At 40.8% G+C, this 15,537-nt stretch carries 20 protein-coding genes; 10 read left to right on the forward strand and 10 right to left on the reverse strand.

Annotated features, from left to right (window positions below):
- From IGI42_RS03780 to rpsP, 3 genes are all read right to left on the reverse strand, one after another.
- On the reverse strand, positions 1-783 hold the full coding sequence (locus IGI42_RS03780; protein WP_438714357.1) for a hypothetical protein: 783 nt from the start codon (positions 781-783) through the stop codon (positions 1-3).
- A gap of 172 nt (positions 784-955) precedes the next feature.
- The gene (locus tag IGI42_RS03785) at positions 956-1,201 is read right to left on the reverse strand and encodes a KH domain-containing protein (protein WP_438714359.1); all 246 of its coding nucleotides are present in this window, start codon (positions 1,199-1,201) and stop codon (positions 956-958) included.
- 11 nt (positions 1,202-1,212) lie between these two features.
- Positions 1,213-1,488 (reverse strand): 30S ribosomal protein S16, encoded by a 276-nt coding sequence (gene rpsP, locus IGI42_RS03790; protein WP_207675519.1) that lies wholly within the window; start codon positions 1,486-1,488, stop codon positions 1,213-1,215.
- A 172-nt stretch (positions 1,489-1,660) separates the two neighbouring features.
- Between rpsP and IGI42_RS03795 the strand changes: the two genes are divergently transcribed.
- Both IGI42_RS03795 and IGI42_RS03800 read left to right on the forward strand, forming a co-directional pair.
- Positions 1,661-2,215, forward strand: a complete 555-nt coding sequence (locus IGI42_RS03795; protein ID WP_438714361.1) for an NADPH-dependent FMN reductase — start codon at positions 1,661-1,663, stop codon at positions 2,213-2,215.
- 83 nt (positions 2,216-2,298) lie between these two features.
- Positions 2,299-2,967 (forward strand): HAD family hydrolase, encoded by a 669-nt coding sequence (locus IGI42_RS03800; RefSeq protein WP_438714362.1) that lies wholly within the window; start codon positions 2,299-2,301, stop codon positions 2,965-2,967.
- A 114-nt stretch (positions 2,968-3,081) separates the two neighbouring features.
- On the opposite strand, the gene IGI42_RS03805 is transcribed toward IGI42_RS03800, so the two are convergent.
- A complete protein-coding gene (locus tag IGI42_RS03805) occupies positions 3,082-3,651 on the reverse strand; it encodes a DNA-3-methyladenine glycosylase I (RefSeq protein WP_438714364.1) in 570 nt (189 codons plus the stop codon).
- Positions 3,652-3,761: 110 nt separating this feature from the next.
- Here IGI42_RS03805 and IGI42_RS03810 point away from each other — a divergent pair, with 110 nt between their 5' ends.
- From IGI42_RS03810 to IGI42_RS03830, 5 genes are read left to right on the forward strand one after another with little or no spacing between them, the layout of a single operon-like run.
- On the forward strand, positions 3,762-4,148 hold the full coding sequence (locus tag IGI42_RS03810; RefSeq protein ID WP_438714366.1) for a GntR family transcriptional regulator: 387 nt from the start codon (positions 3,762-3,764) through the stop codon (positions 4,146-4,148).
- Positions 4,145-5,023, forward strand: a complete 879-nt coding sequence (locus tag IGI42_RS03815; RefSeq protein WP_438714367.1) for an ATP-binding cassette domain-containing protein — start codon at positions 4,145-4,147, stop codon at positions 5,021-5,023. Before IGI42_RS03810 ends, IGI42_RS03815 begins: the two co-directional genes overlap by 4 nt.
- A 15-nt stretch (positions 5,024-5,038) precedes the next feature.
- Complete coding sequence (locus tag IGI42_RS03820) at positions 5,039-6,241, forward strand: ABC transporter permease (RefSeq protein WP_438714368.1); 1,203 nt, start codon at positions 5,039-5,041, stop codon at positions 6,239-6,241.
- A gap of 18 nt (positions 6,242-6,259) precedes the next feature.
- Complete coding sequence (locus IGI42_RS03825; protein WP_438714370.1) at positions 6,260-6,880, forward strand: VanZ family protein; 621 nt, start codon at positions 6,260-6,262, stop codon at positions 6,878-6,880.
- 15 nt (positions 6,881-6,895) lie between these two features.
- Positions 6,896-7,414, forward strand: a complete 519-nt coding sequence (locus tag IGI42_RS03830) for a VanZ family protein (RefSeq protein WP_438714371.1) — start codon at positions 6,896-6,898, stop codon at positions 7,412-7,414.
- A 105-nt stretch (positions 7,415-7,519) separates the two neighbouring features.
- Here the strand turns inward: IGI42_RS03830 and ffh are convergent, their stop codons facing one another.
- The 3 genes from ffh to IGI42_RS03845 are packed head-to-tail and all read right to left on the reverse strand — an operon-like array spanning position 7,520 to position 9,761.
- Positions 7,520-8,941, reverse strand: a complete 1,422-nt coding sequence (gene ffh / locus IGI42_RS03835; protein WP_438714372.1) for a signal recognition particle protein — start codon at positions 8,939-8,941, stop codon at positions 7,520-7,522.
- A gap of 21 nt (positions 8,942-8,962) precedes the next feature.
- A complete protein-coding gene (locus tag IGI42_RS03840) occupies positions 8,963-9,301 on the reverse strand; it encodes a putative DNA-binding protein (RefSeq protein ID WP_438714373.1) in 339 nt (112 codons plus the stop codon).
- The gene (locus IGI42_RS03845) at positions 9,291-9,761 is read right to left on the reverse strand and encodes a DUF523 domain-containing protein (RefSeq protein ID WP_438714375.1); all 471 of its coding nucleotides are present in this window, start codon (positions 9,759-9,761) and stop codon (positions 9,291-9,293) included. The genes IGI42_RS03840 and IGI42_RS03845 overlap by 11 nt, the downstream gene beginning before the upstream one ends.
- A gap of 120 nt (positions 9,762-9,881) precedes the next feature.
- Here IGI42_RS03845 and IGI42_RS03850 point away from each other — a divergent pair, with 120 nt between their 5' ends.
- Both IGI42_RS03850 and IGI42_RS03855 read left to right on the forward strand, forming a co-directional pair.
- Positions 9,882-10,577, forward strand: coding sequence for a response regulator transcription factor (locus IGI42_RS03850; RefSeq protein ID WP_438714376.1), 696 nt, complete (start codon positions 9,882-9,884; stop codon positions 10,575-10,577).
- Positions 10,574-12,310 carry an ATP-binding protein gene (locus IGI42_RS03855; RefSeq protein ID WP_438714377.1) on the forward strand — a complete coding sequence of 579 codons (1,737 nt, stop codon included), beginning with the start codon at positions 10,574-10,576 and terminating at the stop codon, positions 12,308-12,310. Before IGI42_RS03850 ends, IGI42_RS03855 begins: the two co-directional genes overlap by 4 nt.
- A gap of 86 nt (positions 12,311-12,396) precedes the next feature.
- On the opposite strand, the gene IGI42_RS03860 is transcribed toward IGI42_RS03855, so the two are convergent.
- Positions 12,397-13,278: a phosphate ABC transporter substrate-binding protein PstS family protein gene (locus IGI42_RS03860; RefSeq protein WP_438714379.1), complete on the reverse strand. Its 882-nt coding sequence runs from the start codon at positions 13,276-13,278 to the stop codon at positions 12,397-12,399.
- 164 nt (positions 13,279-13,442) lie between these two features.
- Here IGI42_RS03860 and IGI42_RS03865 point away from each other — a divergent pair, with 164 nt between their 5' ends.
- Positions 13,443-13,643, forward strand: a complete 201-nt coding sequence (locus IGI42_RS03865; protein WP_438714380.1) for a hypothetical protein — start codon at positions 13,443-13,445, stop codon at positions 13,641-13,643.
- Between the two features lie 70 nt (positions 13,644-13,713).
- On the opposite strand, the gene IGI42_RS03870 is transcribed toward IGI42_RS03865, so the two are convergent.
- Both IGI42_RS03870 and IGI42_RS03875 read right to left on the reverse strand, forming a co-directional pair.
- Positions 13,714-14,253 carry a DUF924 family protein gene (locus tag IGI42_RS03870; RefSeq protein WP_438714381.1) on the reverse strand — a complete coding sequence of 180 codons (540 nt, stop codon included), beginning with the start codon at positions 14,251-14,253 and terminating at the stop codon, positions 13,714-13,716.
- An 82-nt stretch (positions 14,254-14,335) separates the two neighbouring features.
- A complete protein-coding gene (locus tag IGI42_RS03875; protein WP_438714382.1) occupies positions 14,336-15,505 on the reverse strand; it encodes a pyridoxal phosphate-dependent aminotransferase in 1,170 nt (389 codons plus the stop codon).
- Positions 15,506-15,537: the final 32 nt, after the last annotated feature.

The following is a 15,537-nucleotide window of genomic DNA, read 5'->3' on the forward strand; positions in this document are numbered from 1 at the left end:
CTATTGATTCATCGAAACAGCCATCTGCAGACTGCTCAACGGATCTATGTGCATCGTTTTATATACAGTGTTGCCTACTTGCCAAGCAACCACATTACTTTCATAACCGCTAGAAACTGCCGACAAGCTAATCTGCCCAGCATCCTGCGGTATGGGTAAAAAGGCCGTTTCCAAATATTCTACAGCTTGTTGTGCCAGTGGTACAGGATCTTCATCATTTAGGTTGCTTGCCTGCACCCCCAAATTCCAGTTACCTTCTTGCCAATTCAAAAAGCTGGACCCAGCACCTGACTGACGATAGCCAGTAATACCAAAGCCCAAATCTACGGCTTGTCCGCCTCCATCAAAAGATGGTGCCACAGCAGCTCGTGCTTCTTCAGCTGAAGAATAGATCAGCCGTTCAAACTGTGCAATGGGGGTTTGATTTTGCAGCTGTGGATCATTTAATGGTAGCTTACTTTCAGTATTGTAATAAGAAACAATCCATCCGTTATTTTCCTCGCGAACAGCCATTGACACGTTTTGCTGCGCTCCAACAGCTGAGACTGCTGGCACCTGCTCATTAGGATAGGCCTGCTGCAGCTGTGACTCTGCCGAAGAATCCTCGGTTGAAGTCGTTGAATTGGTCGTTGCTTGTTGGGAAGAATCTTGCGTTTCACTGGTCTTATTTGTACGATTGATAGAACTCGTTGATGAAGACAATGACTCATCAGAAGGTGTGTTGCCACCCCCACAGGCAGCTAAAAGCAGCAAGGTGCTGACAAGCACTAGATATTTTTTCACATGGATCTCCTCCTTTGTTTTTTCTATCGTGCTATATAAGGTAGGTTTAGCAAACTCACCCAGCTTTAAAGCATGAGCACTTGAGATAACCCCCGCAACCAATTGTAGACGAACCCTGATTAGATTACTAAACAAAAAACACTCGAATCCTAAGACACGAGTGTTTTGAAAATTATTTGCCATCTACAATATTGAGACGAACTTTTTTGGGTCCATCAGTCCGAACGCTGTATACGATTGTTCGAATCGCTTTAGCTACTCGTCCTTGTTTCCCAATAATGCGACCGATATCTTCAGGTGCAACACTTAGATTGTACTCGAAGAAATCTTTCGACTCGTTGATTTCTAACTTCACTTCATCTGGTTTGGTAACCAAAGGATGAACAATGGTTAACACAAGTTTTGACAAATCTTGCATACATGTCCACCTTATTTCTTAGTGAATTTAGCTTCATGATGTTTTTGCATGATTCCTTCTTTAGAAAGAATGTTGCGAACTGTATCAGAAGGTTGCGCACCTTTTTGTAACCAGTCTAAAACATTTTCTTCTTTTAACACGACTTCTGCAGGGTCTTTCAAAGGATTGTAAGTACCTACAGTTTCGATAAAACGTCCATCACGAGGAGAACGAGAATCAGCAACAACAATACGGTAAAAAGGTTTCTTTTTAGAACCCATACGTTTCAAGCGAATTTTAACTGCCATTTATTTATTACACCTCCATTTAATTAATCACAAGAGGTAGTTTATCACGCTTTTGCATGCCTGTAAAGAGTTTTTTCTTTACAGGCTAAAAAAATCAGCGAGTCGTATCATTTGCTAAGTTTACTTATTTTTTGTAAGATAAACATGTAACCAATTAAAGGAGGATTTATTTATGACAAAAAAAATCGGTATCTTAGTGGGCAGCTTGCGTAAAGACTCTTACAACAAGATTATTGCCAAAAAATTTGCAGAACTATTACCTGAAGGCTATGAAGCAGCTTTCATTAAAATTGACGACCTACCCCTTTATAACGAAGACTTAGACGTGGAAGGTAAGATTCCTAGCGAATGGACTCGTTTCCGTAACGAAATGAAGGAAGTAGAAGGCGTGTACTTCTTCACCCCTGAATACAACCGTTCAGTACCAGCTGCATTGAAAAATGCATTAGACGTTGGTTCTCGTCCAATGGGCGACAGCGTTTGGGGTGGCAAACCTGGTTTAGTCGTAACCGCATCTCCTGGCGGCCCTGGTGGATTCGGTGCGAACCATCACTTACGTCAATCATTAGTCTTCTTGGATGTTCCTACTTTACAACAACCAGAAGCATATATCGGCGGCGTAATGAACTTGATCGACAATGACGGCAATGTAGTTGACGATACTGTGAAGTTTTTCCAAATGATCACGGATAAATACATTGAATTCTTTGAAAAATTAGTAAAATAATTATTTCATCAGCCAGATTGCGAGAAATTCTCGTAACCTGGCTTTTTTCTTGTATAATAGAAGAAACTGAGGAGGTATTTTCTATGAATGGCGTTGTATTTGATTTTAATGGCACCTTATTTAGAGATTCAGCCTACCACGAAACAGCCTGGCACACATTTATTGCTCAGGAAACCGATCGTGTAGTCACCAAAGAAGAATTTGAGCACCATGTTCATGGAGTGAACAACCATGGAGCCTTAGAATATATCTTTAACAAGAAATTAGATAAAAAAACGGCGGATGAATTAGCCGAGCGTAAAGAAAAGATTTATCGTGATATGGTTGTTGCTTTAGATAGTGGAAATGAATTAGTGGATGGTGCTGAGGAGTTTCTGGATTTTCTAACTAACCACAACATTCCGGTTAATATTGCAACGGCATCCATGAAAAACAACGTGGATTTCTATTTTGACTTCTTTAAATTGGAACGTTGGTTCGATTACGACAAAGTGGTCTATAATGATGGCAATGTTCCAAGCAAGCCAGCACCAGATTTTTATTTATTGGGTGCTGAAAAAATCAAATGTCCACCAGAAAAAGTGGTCGTCTTTGAAGATTCTGTTGCTGGTATTCGCTCAGCGTTTAATGCCAAAGTTGGTGCCATTTGGGGTGTCTCCACTGATGGCAACAATAAAATGCTGCTGCAAAGCGGTGTGCTGGCAGGCGTAATTGATGACTACCATGATAACCGTATTTATGAACAATTTTAGAAGTTGCGACAGAAGTGTTCAGCTCCGAGAAATAAGCCGAAAGAGCTGCTTCAGTTACATCGATCATACAGTTTTCAGCAGCTGTGACGTTTTATGTCACAGCTGCCTTTTTTATTATTTGGTCTCTTTCACTTCATCATGGCGAAAACAGCTCAACTCGTGATCATTCAGCATTCCTACTGCCTGCATAAACGCATAAATCGTCGTACTTCCGACAAATTTAAAGCCACGCTTTTTCAAATCTTTGGCTAGTGCATCGGATTGTTCATTGGTGGCAGGAATCTCTTCCATTGTTTTACGTTGACCGTCTATTGGCGCACCTCCCACAAAGCTCCATAGATACTCAGAAAAGCTGCCTACCTCTTCTTGAATTTTCAAGACTTGCTGGGCATTATTCACTGCCGCTTCAATTTTGCGTCGATAGCGAATAATTCCTTCATCCAGCATCAATTCCTCAATCTTCTCCTGATTAAAAGCTGCGACTTTATGAATATCAAAATTTTCATACGCTCGATCAAAATTCTCCGACTTGTTCAAAATCGTTTGCCAACTGAGCCCTGCCTGATTCATATCCAAAACTAATTTGCGAAACAACCGTTGATCGTCATATTCGGGAACCCCCCATACGGTATCGTGATAAATTTTCATTTTTTCGTTTGTTTGTGCCCAAGCACATCGTTCCATATTTTTCACCTCATTTCTTTCATTGTATCAAAAAAAGCTTAAAAAAGATTGCATTTATAAGGTGTACTACGTATACTAGTACACATAAAGACAGTAAAAGGAGGTGCCTCATGGTTACCATTAATAAAAGCGGGAATAAGGCTTATTATGAACAGCTAGTTCTAGGGATTAAGGAAGATATTCTCCAAGGCATCCTGCAGCCTGGTGATCGCATCCCTTCAGTGAGGGAGATGGCTAAGCAACTGTTGATGAATCCAAATACCGTCAGTAAGGCCTATAAAGTATTGGAGGCTGAGCAAGTTCTAGTAACCGTAAAAGGAAAAGGAACCTTTGTACGTGACAGCGGGACACTACCTCGTAACGAAATGCGGATCCAGCAGTTGCGAGAACAATTCGATGATCTAGTTGTTGAGGCCCGCCACCTGCAGGTCACCTCACAGGAGATGATCGGCTGGATACAAGCATCTGAAGAAAAGTTAGGAGGTCATGAAGAATGATCGTACAAGGATTAAGCAAAACTATTAACGACCAACCCGTTTTAGAAAATATATCGTTTCAGCTAGCCGAAAGTGAATTAGTCGGCTTAGTCGGTCGCAATGGCTCCGGAAAAACTAGCTTATTTCGGATTATCGCCGGACAATACCTGCCGGATAGCGGCGACATTCAAATCAATCAGCAATCAATTTATCAAAAACCAGCCTTAAAAGAGCAGATTTTCTTTATCGATGAAAAAGAACACTTTCTGCGGAGCTATTCCTTGAAAAAAATCAATGCCTTTTATCGCCACAGCTACTCCAACTTCGATCAGGATATTTTCCTGCAATTGATCCAGCAGCACGAACTACCCTTGCATGCCAGCTATCGGCAATTATCCAAAGGGATGCAGGGATTGTTCCAAATGATTTTAGCGATTTGCTCTAATGCGACCTATCTCCTGCTAGATGAACCCTTTGATGGCTTGGACGTAATTGTTCGCAAACAGGTTATCGGATTATTGCTGGAGCATTTAAGCGAAAACAATCGTACAGCTCTGATCGCTTCTCACAATTTAAACGAATTGGAAAGCTTGATTGACCGCGCCCTCTTATTAAAGGAGCAAACGATAACTAAAGACTACCGTTTAGAAGACATGCGGGAAACCGCCAAGAAAATGCAGCTGGTCTTCAAAGCCAAACAAATTCCAGCGGTTGTCAAAGAAAATTCCAAGCTGATTGATTTCCAAGGCCGAGTAATCACCGCCGTGTTCGAAAATTACACGCCAGAATTAGCAGCTGAGATCAAAAGCCATGATCCAGTAGTCTTCGAAGAATTGCCTTTGTCATTAGAGGATTTGTTCGAAGCCAATTTGAAACCTAAACGGAAACCATTATAGAAGGGAGTTTAACTAATGCTTAAAGCTATTTATTTAGAACGATACCAAAAACCGCTGATTGCACTTTGTCTAGTAATTATCGGCATTTGTCTGCTAAATGCAAAATCCCAAAGTGATTTTTGGCATTCAATGCACTCGAGTTATACCGAAGATGAAGTAATCCGGCAAAATTACGAGGATTTTCCAGAAAACTATACTTACTGGGATGACGCTTCGCAAAGCGAAAAACCTTATCGAAGTTTTCAGGACTATGTCGACAGCAACCTGTACTTTTATCAACCCTCTTTGACTTACAACAGTCCTAAGGGAATCGTTTCGGCAGCTGAATATCAGCAAAACGAAGTGTATCAGGTTAACAGTTCCGACTATTCTCTTTTACTGCTTTTCTTAATTCCAGCAGCAGGCTTTTTACTCTTTTTCATTGATGCCAAAACTGGCTTCAACCATTTTCTATTTTCGTTGCCAGTTACTCGTAAAAAATTGTTTAGCAAAAAATTGCTATACATTGGTACCCCGATTCTGCTGTCTGTTTTAATTGGCCAAAGTCTTTATGCCCTTTTGATACACAGCTTGATTCCTGCTCCCTATATGAATGCAACTTTGGGACAATTATTTACTTCCGTTTTCAACTACTTCTTCATGCTAGTTTTAATGTTTACTGCCAGTGCTTTTGTTGGATCAATGACCGGAAATCTAGTATTCGGACCGCTAACCTGGGGCGTTTTCTGGCTATTCATGCTTGGAGTCCCCAATACGGTTTACAGTATTTTAGAAACACTGGACTTAAGAGCGAATGTACTACCCAACTATAAGCACAATTTATTCTTGGGAACTGTGGGTAAAAGCGGAGGCTACTGGTGGATGAGCTTACTTTTTGGTCTTCTTAGTGCACTGTTTCTATTTTGGGGCTATCGCAAGTATCAAACTATTAGTTTAGAAAATGATGGTCAATACTTACTGAACAAAGAATCACGCTGGCCGATCTGGATACTGATGACTTCCTTTTGTTCCGTTGTCCTCGGAACGATTATTTTTAGTCCTTGGTACACTTACTATATGAATATATCTGTCGATTCTCCTACTTCAATGTGGCAGCCAATCTGGGAATCACTGCTGATTATCGGAATTGTTGGTCTAATCAGCTTTGTCCTAATCTTCTTTTCCGACATTAAAAGAAAACTGCACCAACGAAAAACACCTATCTTCAATAAACAATAGGCGAAAAAGAGGTGAAAAATGATGATCTTACAATTATTATTCAGTCTTTCCCTGCCTTTTTGTGTCTTTCTACCTTGTTTAATTTACCAATGGTATTTCTTAAGAAGGGACCTGAAACGAGAAACTGTTCCTCTTTCCAACATGATCTGGCGTTTTTTGTTTATCTTTTATCTGTATCTAGTTATCGATACGACCGGTGTCGGCACGCTTTGGGATGCGTTGAGTTATCCAGAAATCATTCGTCCAGAGGAAATTAACTTGGTCCCCTTTGCTGATGGCAGTCTGACATTGGGTCTGTTGAATGCCTTCATGTTCATGCCTTTAGGATTCTTACTGCCTTATATTTGGAACAGGTTTCGCCGTTGGCTGCCAGTGGTTCTGTTAGCTGTCAGCTTTTCTTTGACAATAGAAATTTTGCAGTTGTTTAATCGACGGGTATCTGATGTTGAGGATTTAATGATGAATACGCTTGGCGCTTTTTTAGGCTTTCTGATTTGGCAACTCTGGCAGAAAATCGTCAAAAAAGACAGCAAGGATATTCAAGCTTTGGGCAAAAACGAAGCGACTGCCTACATTTTTCTTAGCTTAGCAGGTGTATTTTTTCTGCACAATTGGCGTTTTTTCCTGCGTTTTCTATAAATTGAGGTGATTAATATGAACATCAAAAAAAGTAGCCGTATTTTATTAAGTAGTTATTTACTCGTTCTGATCTGGATACTGCTTTTTAAAATTGCTCTTTCCTGGACGGACTTGGCCAGTATCTTTAATAATGGACGCAGTATTAACTTAATCCCTTTCCAAGGCTCTACAACCATTAACGGGAAAATTGGACTGTTAGAAATTGGCTACAACTTTTTAATTTTTATTCCATTTGGTGGACTGCTAGGAATTGTCGTCAAGAACCGTTCCTTGTTAAGTAGTTGTCTTTTGATTGCTAGCTTCAGTTTGGCTGTTGAAGTACTGCAATTTGTTCTCGGCGTAGGAGCAACTGATATAACCGACTTATTAATGAATACTGCTGGAGGATTCACCGGTTTAATGATTTATCAGCTGCTGCGACGAATCGTTCCAGAAAGCAAACTGGATCGCTTCTTGACGATTATCGGCAGTCTGATTTTTATTCTTTGTTTAGGATTCATCAGCTTTATTATAATTTATAACACTATTTATTAACGTAAAGCAGACCTGCAACTAGTATCGACTCACAGGTCTGCTCTTTCCTATACCTAAAAAGTCGAACCTTCTAAACAGAAAGTTCGACTTATCGTTCACTTGATTTTATTTTTTCTTCTTTTTCTTCTTCTTTTTGCCATTTTTCTTCATCATGCGGTTCATGGCCATCTTGCCCATTTTCCCTTTAATGCCGTTGCCAAACATTTGATCCATACCTGGTGGCATAGAGCCTTTGCTCATTTGCTGCATCATTTTGCGGGATTCCTTAAACTGCTTGATCATACGGTTAACTTCCACTACAGAGTTCCCTGAACCAGCTGCAATTCGGCGACGACGGCTTGGATTCAGCAAGTCAGGATTTTCCCGTTCTGCTGGGGTCATGGATAAGACCATGGCTTTTTTCCGCGCCACGTCTTTTGGATCGACCTTCACATTTTCAATGCCAGGTACTTGGCTCATCCCAGGAATCATCTTAATCAGGTCTTCTAATGGGCCCATGCCCATCACTTGATCCATTTGTTCGATAAAGTCATTGAAATCGAAGGTGTTTTCCTTCATTTTTTTCGCTAACTCTTCAGCCTTCTGTTCATCATAATCCTGCTGGGCTTTTTCAATCAGCGTAAGCATGTCCCCCATACCGAGAATACGGCTGGACATCCGATCTGGATGGAATACTTCTAAGTCAGTTAGTTTTTCACCAGTACCAGTGAATTTAATCGGTGCACCTGTCACTTGACGAATGGACAAAGCCGCACCACCACGAGTATCCCCATCAAGTTTGGTGATGATAACCCCAGTAATTCCCAGTTGTTCATTGAAGCTTTGAGCAACGTTTACGGCATCTTGTCCAGTCATGGCATCCACAACTAACAAAATTTCGTTTGGTTGCGCAACTTCCTTAATTTGAGATAACTCATCCATTAACGCTTCATCAATGTGCAAACGACCGGCTGTATCGATTAAGACATAATCGTTTTTCTTTTCCCGGGCAACTTCCATCCCTTGACGGACAATTTCAACTGGGCTGACGTCGGTGCCTAGATCAAAGACTGGCACATCCAACTGCTGACCAAGAACCTTTAACTGATCGATCGCAGCAGGACGATAAATATCGCCGGCGATCATTAAAGGGCGTGCTTTTTCGGTTTTAATTAAGTGATTGGCTAGTTTTCCGGCGAAGGTAGTTTTACCAGCCCCTTGCAGCCCAGCCATCATGATAACGGTTGGAATCTTTGGTGATTTTTCAATTCCGACTGTTTCAGAGCCTAATGTTTTCGTCAGCTCTTCGTCTACGATTTTAACAATTTGTTGGGCAGGTGACAGACTGTCTAATACTTCTGCTCCTAATGCCCGCTCGCGAACTTGCTTAGTAAATTGCTTCACTACTTGCAAGTTAACATCGGCTTCTAGTAACGCTAAGCGGATTTCCCGCATCATTTCGGTTACATCAGCTTCCGTAATTTTTCCTTTTCTACGTAGTTTACTCATTGCCGCCTGAAGGCGTTCTGTTAAGCTTTCAAATGCCATGTTTTTCTATTCGTTCCTTTCCTATTCGTCTAAATCTTGCAGCTCTTTAACAGCTGAAGCCAGTGTCTCGTCTTTTGGGTAGTGTTCCTTTACATAGTTTTCTAATTTATCCAACTGCTCATCTCGAACAATGTAATCCGAAACTAGATGAAGCTTTCGCTCATATTCTTCTAGTATTTTTTCGGTTCGCTTTATATTATCATAAACTGCCTGGCGACTCACCTGATATTCTTCCGCAATTTCTCCTAAAGAAAAATCATCGGCATAATAAAGCTCCATGTAATTCATTTGCTTTTCGGTTAAGAGTGTCGCATAAAATTCAAATAATGCGTTCATGCGGTTCGTTTTTTCAATTTCCATTTATTTCCTCCTCACCTGGCCAGTTCTCCTCGGAAAACACCTGGATTCCCTGCTTAATAAAATAAGCAGTAGCAACACCAACGCCCTTTTTCCTAATTCCTGAAAAGGTCCCATCATAAATCAACTGGCTTCCACAAGAAGGGCTTCGTTCCTTTAAAATTACCTGGGTCACATCAAGTCTTGCAAATTCGTTATAAGCCTTGATTGCGCCAGCTTTGTACATATCCGTTACATCTCTTCCAGTTTTATCCACCACTCTAGCAACATCATCCCAAACATCAAAACCATCACCGCCAATAATTTCGGCAGGTGTTCGTGGCGTGGGTAGGCCTCCCAGCACTTCGGGACAAATCGTGAGTGCCTTTTCTTCATTCACTAATTGCCGCAATGAATCGATTTGATTATGGTCTCCGTCATAGCGACAACAGATACCAGCCAAACATGAGCTGACCCCTAACATGAAATTTATCTCCATTTCTTAGTAAAAAACAAGTGACAAAACTGCTTTCCCATTATACCATTTAATTATAGTTGGAAATAGCCCAACTATCTAGTTAATTACGAATAAAAGGAGAAGCTTATGAAGCGGGTACTTGTTGTAGACGATGAACCATCAATCGTTACATTATTAACCTTCAATTTAGAAAAAGAGGGCTACGCTGTTACTTCAGCAGCCGATGGGAAAGAAGGATATGAATTAGCATTAAGCGATTCCTATGATTTTATTATATTGGATGTGATGCTGCCGTCAATGGATGGCTTAGATGTGGCCAAAAAATTACGTCAAGAGAAAGTGGATACGCCGATTTTAATGCTGACAGCTAAAGATGATGCGATTGATCGCATTTTAGGCTTGGAAATTGGTGCGGATGATTATCTAACCAAACCCTTTTCCCCAAGAGAAGTCCTGGCACGGATGAAGGCCATTTTCCGCCGCATCGAACCACGTAAAGAAGAATCTGTTCATGAAATTCTGACGACAGGTGAAATTGTAGCTGATCTAACCAATTACCAAGTCTCCGTTCGGGGAAAATCGATTGAGCTGACACCTAAAGAATTTGAGCTGTTAATTTACTTCATGAAACGAAAAGATCGAGTAATTGATCGAGATACATTGTTGGATCGAATTTGGCACTATGATTTTTCCGTTCAGAGTCGGATCGTGGATGTCCATGTTTCTCATTTGCGGGAAAAAATTGAAGTAGATCCCAAACATCCGAAATATTTACTGACCGTTCGTGGGTTTGGTTATAAGTTCCAGGTGCCGAATCAATGAGAAAGCCGAAATTCGATTACCTCTTGTTGCTGCTGATTATTGTCGCCTTATTTTTCGGGACATGGCGTTTAACCGATTATTTCTACAATCGAGAATTAATCAACCAACAGGAAGAATTTCTTACTACCAATGGCAAGCTGCTGACTAGTCAACTAGATCTGTCAGATTTAGGTTCCGAAACAAATCTGACAGAAATTCATCAATATGCGGCTGAATTAGACGAACGAGTTACGCTGCTGGACCCTACAGGTGCAATCCTTTACGACTCTGTTTATCCCCACTTAACTGGCAGTCGTGATAATCGACCAGAAGTTAGAACTGTATTAGACAGCAATACGGTTGGTACTTCCGTTCGCCATAGCGATACCTTAAATGAAGAACTGCTCTATACTGCACAACCGATTCAGCAAGGGACCCAATTAGTCGGCGTTTTGCGAATTGCCAAAGACACGGACTCCTTTGCACCCAAGACGATGAGCTTTCGCCGCACCATGTTTGTCATCTTGTTTCTTTTTTACTTCATTTTATATTCCAGTATTGCCTATTTGATTCATCAACGGAATCGACCTTTAGAAACGGTTCTGCCAGTGTTAAAACGGATGGTAGCTGAGCCTGAAAAAAGTAATTACGTCGTTCAAAACTCCAGCAATTGGCAGGAATTATATGTGACGATCAATCAGTTAAGTGAACAGCTGAACGAAACCTACGCTGCCTTTAATGCCACCGAAGAACAATTCAAGACCTTATTTCATGAGTTGATGATTGGTGTCTTCATTATCAATGAGGAAGGAAAATTCTCCATGATTAATCCGATGATGGAAGAAATCCTACAAGTCGGTGCAGCTGCTCAGCATTCTTATTGGGAAGTCATTGAAGACCACAAGATGATTCAGCTAATCCAACAAATTATGCTAGAAAAAAAACAAGTGCACCAAGAGATTGTTTTAAAGTTACCAGTAAAACGAGATTTGGATGTTCGTTTACGGTACTTAGAAAACACTTCTACAGGCGATCAAGTCATGGGCACTGTTTATGATTTGACCCACGTTCGTCATTTAGAAAAAATCCAGCGTGACTTTGTCGGAAATGTTTCTCATGAATTAAAAACGCCCGTCACTTCTTTAATTGGTTTTACCGAAACCCTTTTAGATGGTGCTAAGGACGATCCAGAATTAACGACAGAATTTCTAACGATCATGCAAAAAGATGCCTATCGACTCCAACGGTTAATTCAAGATATCATTGAATTGTCGAAGGATAGCGATCATGTGCCTGAGGAGCTTCAAACAATCGAATTGTCCGAGTTTCTTCATCAGCAGGTGGAAATGTATCAACATCTATTGGATAAAAAGCAAATCGAAGTAAACATTCATGGTCCGGAAAATAGCTACTTTCTCACCCGGCTGGTTTTCTTCCAACCAATTATCAAGAATTTACTTGAAAACGCCATTCAATATTCACCGAACCAAGGAACGATCTCGATTGTTTATCAGTTGAATAAGGAATTAACGCTTTCTGTAACTGATATGGGCATTGGTATTTCGAAGGAAGATCAGGAAAGAATTTTCGAACGCTTTTATCGGGTGGATCGAGCCCGGACGAGGAATTCTGGTGGGACCGGACTTGGTTTAGCGATCGTTCGAGAGTACAGTCAAATTTTAGGCGGCGATGTGACCGTTGAAAGTCGCCCACGTTTAGGTTCCACCTTCACTGTCACTCTGCCGGTACAATAAGAAAAGCTTCGCAAAACTAAAATTTTGCAATCAAAAAAGGCATTCGTATTACGATCAGTTGATCAATACGAATGCCTTTATTCTAATTATTTTACGTTCCCCTCTGCATCACGTTCGATTTCCATCGAAGTAACTGGTAAGTAACCCAACTCTTTCACAGGACCTTCTTGAATTTCATCAGAAGTCATGTATTCCAAAAATTCAGCAAGCTTGCCTTCTGGCTCGCCATTGGTATACATATGCTCATAAGACCAGATCGGCCACTCATTAGTTGCGATGGTTTCTTCGTTAGCTTCAACACCGTCTAATTTCAAGGCTTGCAGACTATCGTCTAAGTAAGACAATGCTAGGTAACTAATCGCACCAGGAGTTTCAGCAACAATTTTCTTCACAGTACCAGAAGAATCTTGCTCTTGTGATTGGATCGATTCGGCGCCGTCTAAGCCCCATTTTTCGAATGTCGCTCGAGTGCCACTTCCGCTAGCACGATTAATGACGGCAATCTCTTGATCTTCGCCGCCCACTTCACTCCAGTTAGTAATCTTACCAGTAAAGATATCGATTAATTCCTGTTTTGAAATGTCTTCTACACCAACATCTTGGTTAACGACTGGCGCAAATCCGATAACTGCTACTCGGTGATCAACCAATTGTTCAGCGTCAATCCCCTCTCTTTCTTCCGCAAACACATCCGAATTACCTATTTCAACTGCACCTTCAGATATTTGACTTAAACCAGTCCCGCTTCCGCCACCTTGAACTGAAATTTGTACTTCAGGATTATTTTGCGTAAAGCTTTCTTGGGCTGCATCCACTAAAGGTTGTAAAGCTGTTGAACCTACGGCAGTGATTTCTGTACCGCTTCCTGATGCAGACGCTCCGCCTGATGAGTTGCTAGTGTCGCCCCCAGAGCCGCAACCGGCTAATAAAATACTAGATACAAATAGTGCTGCTAATAATTTTTTCATTCAATACTCTCCTTTACGTTTGGTACATTTTGACTTTAACAATCCAACGTTAAGGTACGATGGAGTTCATGTAAATGAATGGTTAAGGACTGTAAACTTTATGTAAAGCTAAATCTTTTTATTTTATCCCATTTGGGCGTACAATACCTGCGAGGTGAAGAAAAATGCTAAAAATAAACTATCGTATCAATGAACAAATGAACAATAAAACATATCCTGCGGCTAAAGACTTTATAGCTGCTCAATTAAAAGAAGTACCTGATCTACCTGACTACTACCACGTAGATGAAGCTTGGTTAGATGACAGAAAAATCGAACTAACTGATGCAACTATTGCCGGTCTATATAATTATCTAGCTCAATAAAAAAGTGAGGTTGTGACCGAATTGTTCCGCTCCGAGAATAAGCCGAACACTTCTATCACAACCCCTTTTTTTAAAACGATGAATTAGGTTCCATTAAAAACACTAATTCTTCCTCCGTTGTTACCCGCTTCAAAACACTGTTACGATGAGGATAACGACCAAAACGTTGAATAATGGCATAATGACGTTTTTCAAAAGCCAGATTTTCTTCCATTCCTTCCTCTGAAAAAAGCTCCAGTGCCTGCTGATGAATTAACAAAGATTCTGAATGCATAAATGGCATATAAAGAAATGCTCTTTCCTGAACCGTTAGTTGACCTAAACTAGGCTGACTCAGCGCTTCTTGTGCCAAAACTAAGGCCATCCCATCATAAGCAAAAGACTGCGCATCCTCTCGAAATAAATTGCGGGAAAATTGATCCAGCACGATAATCTCTGCGAGTCTTCCTTGAATCGTTTTCCGCCATGAGGCTTTTTCTCCCAGCACAACCTTCCTATGTAGATTAGAAAAACGCTCACGAATGATTGCATCATAGGCTTCGTCTTTCTTAAACCACTGCTCCGGTGTTGATTCCTTAAACCAAAAATCTAATACTACTTGCATTTCCATCAGATCCACCTCCATGATTTAATTGTAACAAAAAAAGCAGGAAATTCCTGCTTCTAGGAAATTCCTGCTTCTCTTTTCTATTCTACTTACTTTCGACATAATTTCTCAAACGTCTCGCAGCTTCTGTTAATTGCTCCAATGAAGCCGCATAGCTCAAACGAATATAGCCTTCGCCTTCTTCACCAAAAGCAATTCCTGGAATAACTGCCAGTTGGTTCTTTTTAGCCAAATCTAAACAAAAAGCCATCGAATCCGTTCCAAATTGTTCAGGAATTTTAGCAAACAAATAAAATGCCCCTGATGGACGAGCCACTTCAAAGCCCATGTCAGTCATTTCTTTATACAGATAATCTCTGCGTTTACGATACTCCTCACGCATTACTTCGCCATCAGCCATTCCCTGAATCAGCGCACGAACTGCCGCTTTTTGAGACATCGTAGCAGCTGCCGTTACTAAATATTGGTGAACTTTGATAATTTGGGCCGTTAAGCTTTCAGGTGCAAAAATAAAACCAATTCTCCAACCTGTCATTGCATGTGATTTCGACAACCCATTGATCAAAATTGTTTGTTCTCGCAAATACTTAGCAAAAGAGACATGCTGTGCTTCATAATTTAGTTCACTATAAATTTCATCACTAATGACAAAGACGTCATATTTTGCCAGCGTTTCAGCCAGTGCTTTTATTTCTTCTTCATTATAAGCTACCCCCGTAGGATTAGATGGCGAAGTGATGATGATCGCCTTCACTGCATCACCATGTTCAGCCATGGCCTGATCAATCTGTTCGGGTGTTAATACAAAGCCGCTTTCGCGGGTATCGATGTAAACCGGCTCAGCATCCGCCAACAGAATCAACGGTTCATATCCTGGATAAGTCGGTGCCGGTAACAATACTTTATCACCAGGTTCTAAAATAGCTAGTAGGCTGGCAGAAATCGCTTCTGTTGCTCCTACTGTTACTAATACTTCTGATTTACTGTCATAGTGCACATCATATTTTTGAGCCACAAATTGACTCGCTGCGTCACGAACATCTAACAACCCAGACATCCCAGTGTAATGACTATAATTATCCCTAATCGCTTGTTCACCAGCAGCCTTGACGTGCTCAGGGGTATTAAAATCAGGCTCACCTAATGTTAATTTCAGCATATTAGGAATATCTGAAACCTGCTCATCGAATTGGCGAATCAAAGAAACCGCAATTTTGTACACATTTGGATTAAATCGTTTATCTAATTTATTCATGCTAACCCTCCATTTCTAATCATATTATCATA

It is taken from the genome of Enterococcus sp. AZ109 (assembly GCF_051714625.1).
GTDB lineage: Bacteria > Bacillota > Bacilli > Lactobacillales > Enterococcaceae > Enterococcus_A.

Bases quoted from the DNA above. Each gene is read 5' to 3' on its own strand.
- IGI42_RS03815 (WP_438714367.1), top strand. From the start codon at position 4,145: ATGATCGTACAAGGATTAAGCAAAACTATTAACGACCAACCCGTTTTA.
- IGI42_RS03830 (WP_438714371.1), top strand. From the start codon at position 6,896: ATGAACATCAAAAAAAGTAGCCGTATTTTATTAAGTAGTTATTTACTC.
- ffh (WP_438714372.1), bottom strand. From the start codon at position 8,941: ATGGCATTTGAAAGCTTAACAGAACGCCTTCAGGCGGCAATGAGTAAA.
- IGI42_RS03875 (WP_438714382.1), bottom strand. From the start codon at position 15,505: ATGAATAAATTAGATAAACGATTTAATCCAAATGTGTACAAAATTGCG.
- IGI42_RS03860 (WP_438714379.1), bottom strand. From the start codon at position 13,278: ATGAAAAAATTATTAGCAGCACTATTTGTATCTAGTATTTTATTAGCC.
- rpsP (WP_207675519.1), bottom strand. From the start codon at position 1,488: ATGGCAGTTAAAATTCGCTTGAAACGTATGGGTTCTAAAAAGAAACCT.
- IGI42_RS03855 (WP_438714377.1), top strand. From the start codon at position 10,574: ATGAGAAAGCCGAAATTCGATTACCTCTTGTTGCTGCTGATTATTGTC.
- IGI42_RS03800 (WP_438714362.1), top strand. From the start codon at position 2,299: ATGAATGGCGTTGTATTTGATTTTAATGGCACCTTATTTAGAGATTCA.
- IGI42_RS03805 (WP_438714364.1), bottom strand. From the start codon at position 3,651: ATGGAACGATGTGCTTGGGCACAAACAAACGAAAAAATGAAAATTTAT.
- IGI42_RS03840 (WP_438714373.1), bottom strand. From the start codon at position 9,301: ATGGAAATTGAAAAAACGAACCGCATGAACGCATTATTTGAATTTTAT.
- IGI42_RS03795 (WP_438714361.1), top strand. From the start codon at position 1,661: ATGACAAAAAAAATCGGTATCTTAGTGGGCAGCTTGCGTAAAGACTCT.
- IGI42_RS03865 (WP_438714380.1), top strand. From the start codon at position 13,443: ATGCTAAAAATAAACTATCGTATCAATGAACAAATGAACAATAAAACA.
- IGI42_RS03870 (WP_438714381.1), bottom strand. From the start codon at position 14,253: ATGGAAATGCAAGTAGTATTAGATTTTTGGTTTAAGGAATCAACACCG.
- IGI42_RS03820 (WP_438714368.1), top strand. From the start codon at position 5,039: ATGCTTAAAGCTATTTATTTAGAACGATACCAAAAACCGCTGATTGCA.
- IGI42_RS03850 (WP_438714376.1), top strand. From the start codon at position 9,882: ATGAAGCGGGTACTTGTTGTAGACGATGAACCATCAATCGTTACATTA.
- IGI42_RS03845 (WP_438714375.1), bottom strand. From the start codon at position 9,761: ATGTTAGGGGTCAGCTCATGTTTGGCTGGTATCTGTTGTCGCTATGAC.
- IGI42_RS03825 (WP_438714370.1), top strand. From the start codon at position 6,260: ATGATGATCTTACAATTATTATTCAGTCTTTCCCTGCCTTTTTGTGTC.
- IGI42_RS03810 (WP_438714366.1), top strand. From the start codon at position 3,762: ATGGTTACCATTAATAAAAGCGGGAATAAGGCTTATTATGAACAGCTA.
- IGI42_RS03785 (WP_438714359.1), bottom strand. From the start codon at position 1,201: ATGCAAGATTTGTCAAAACTTGTGTTAACCATTGTTCATCCTTTGGTT.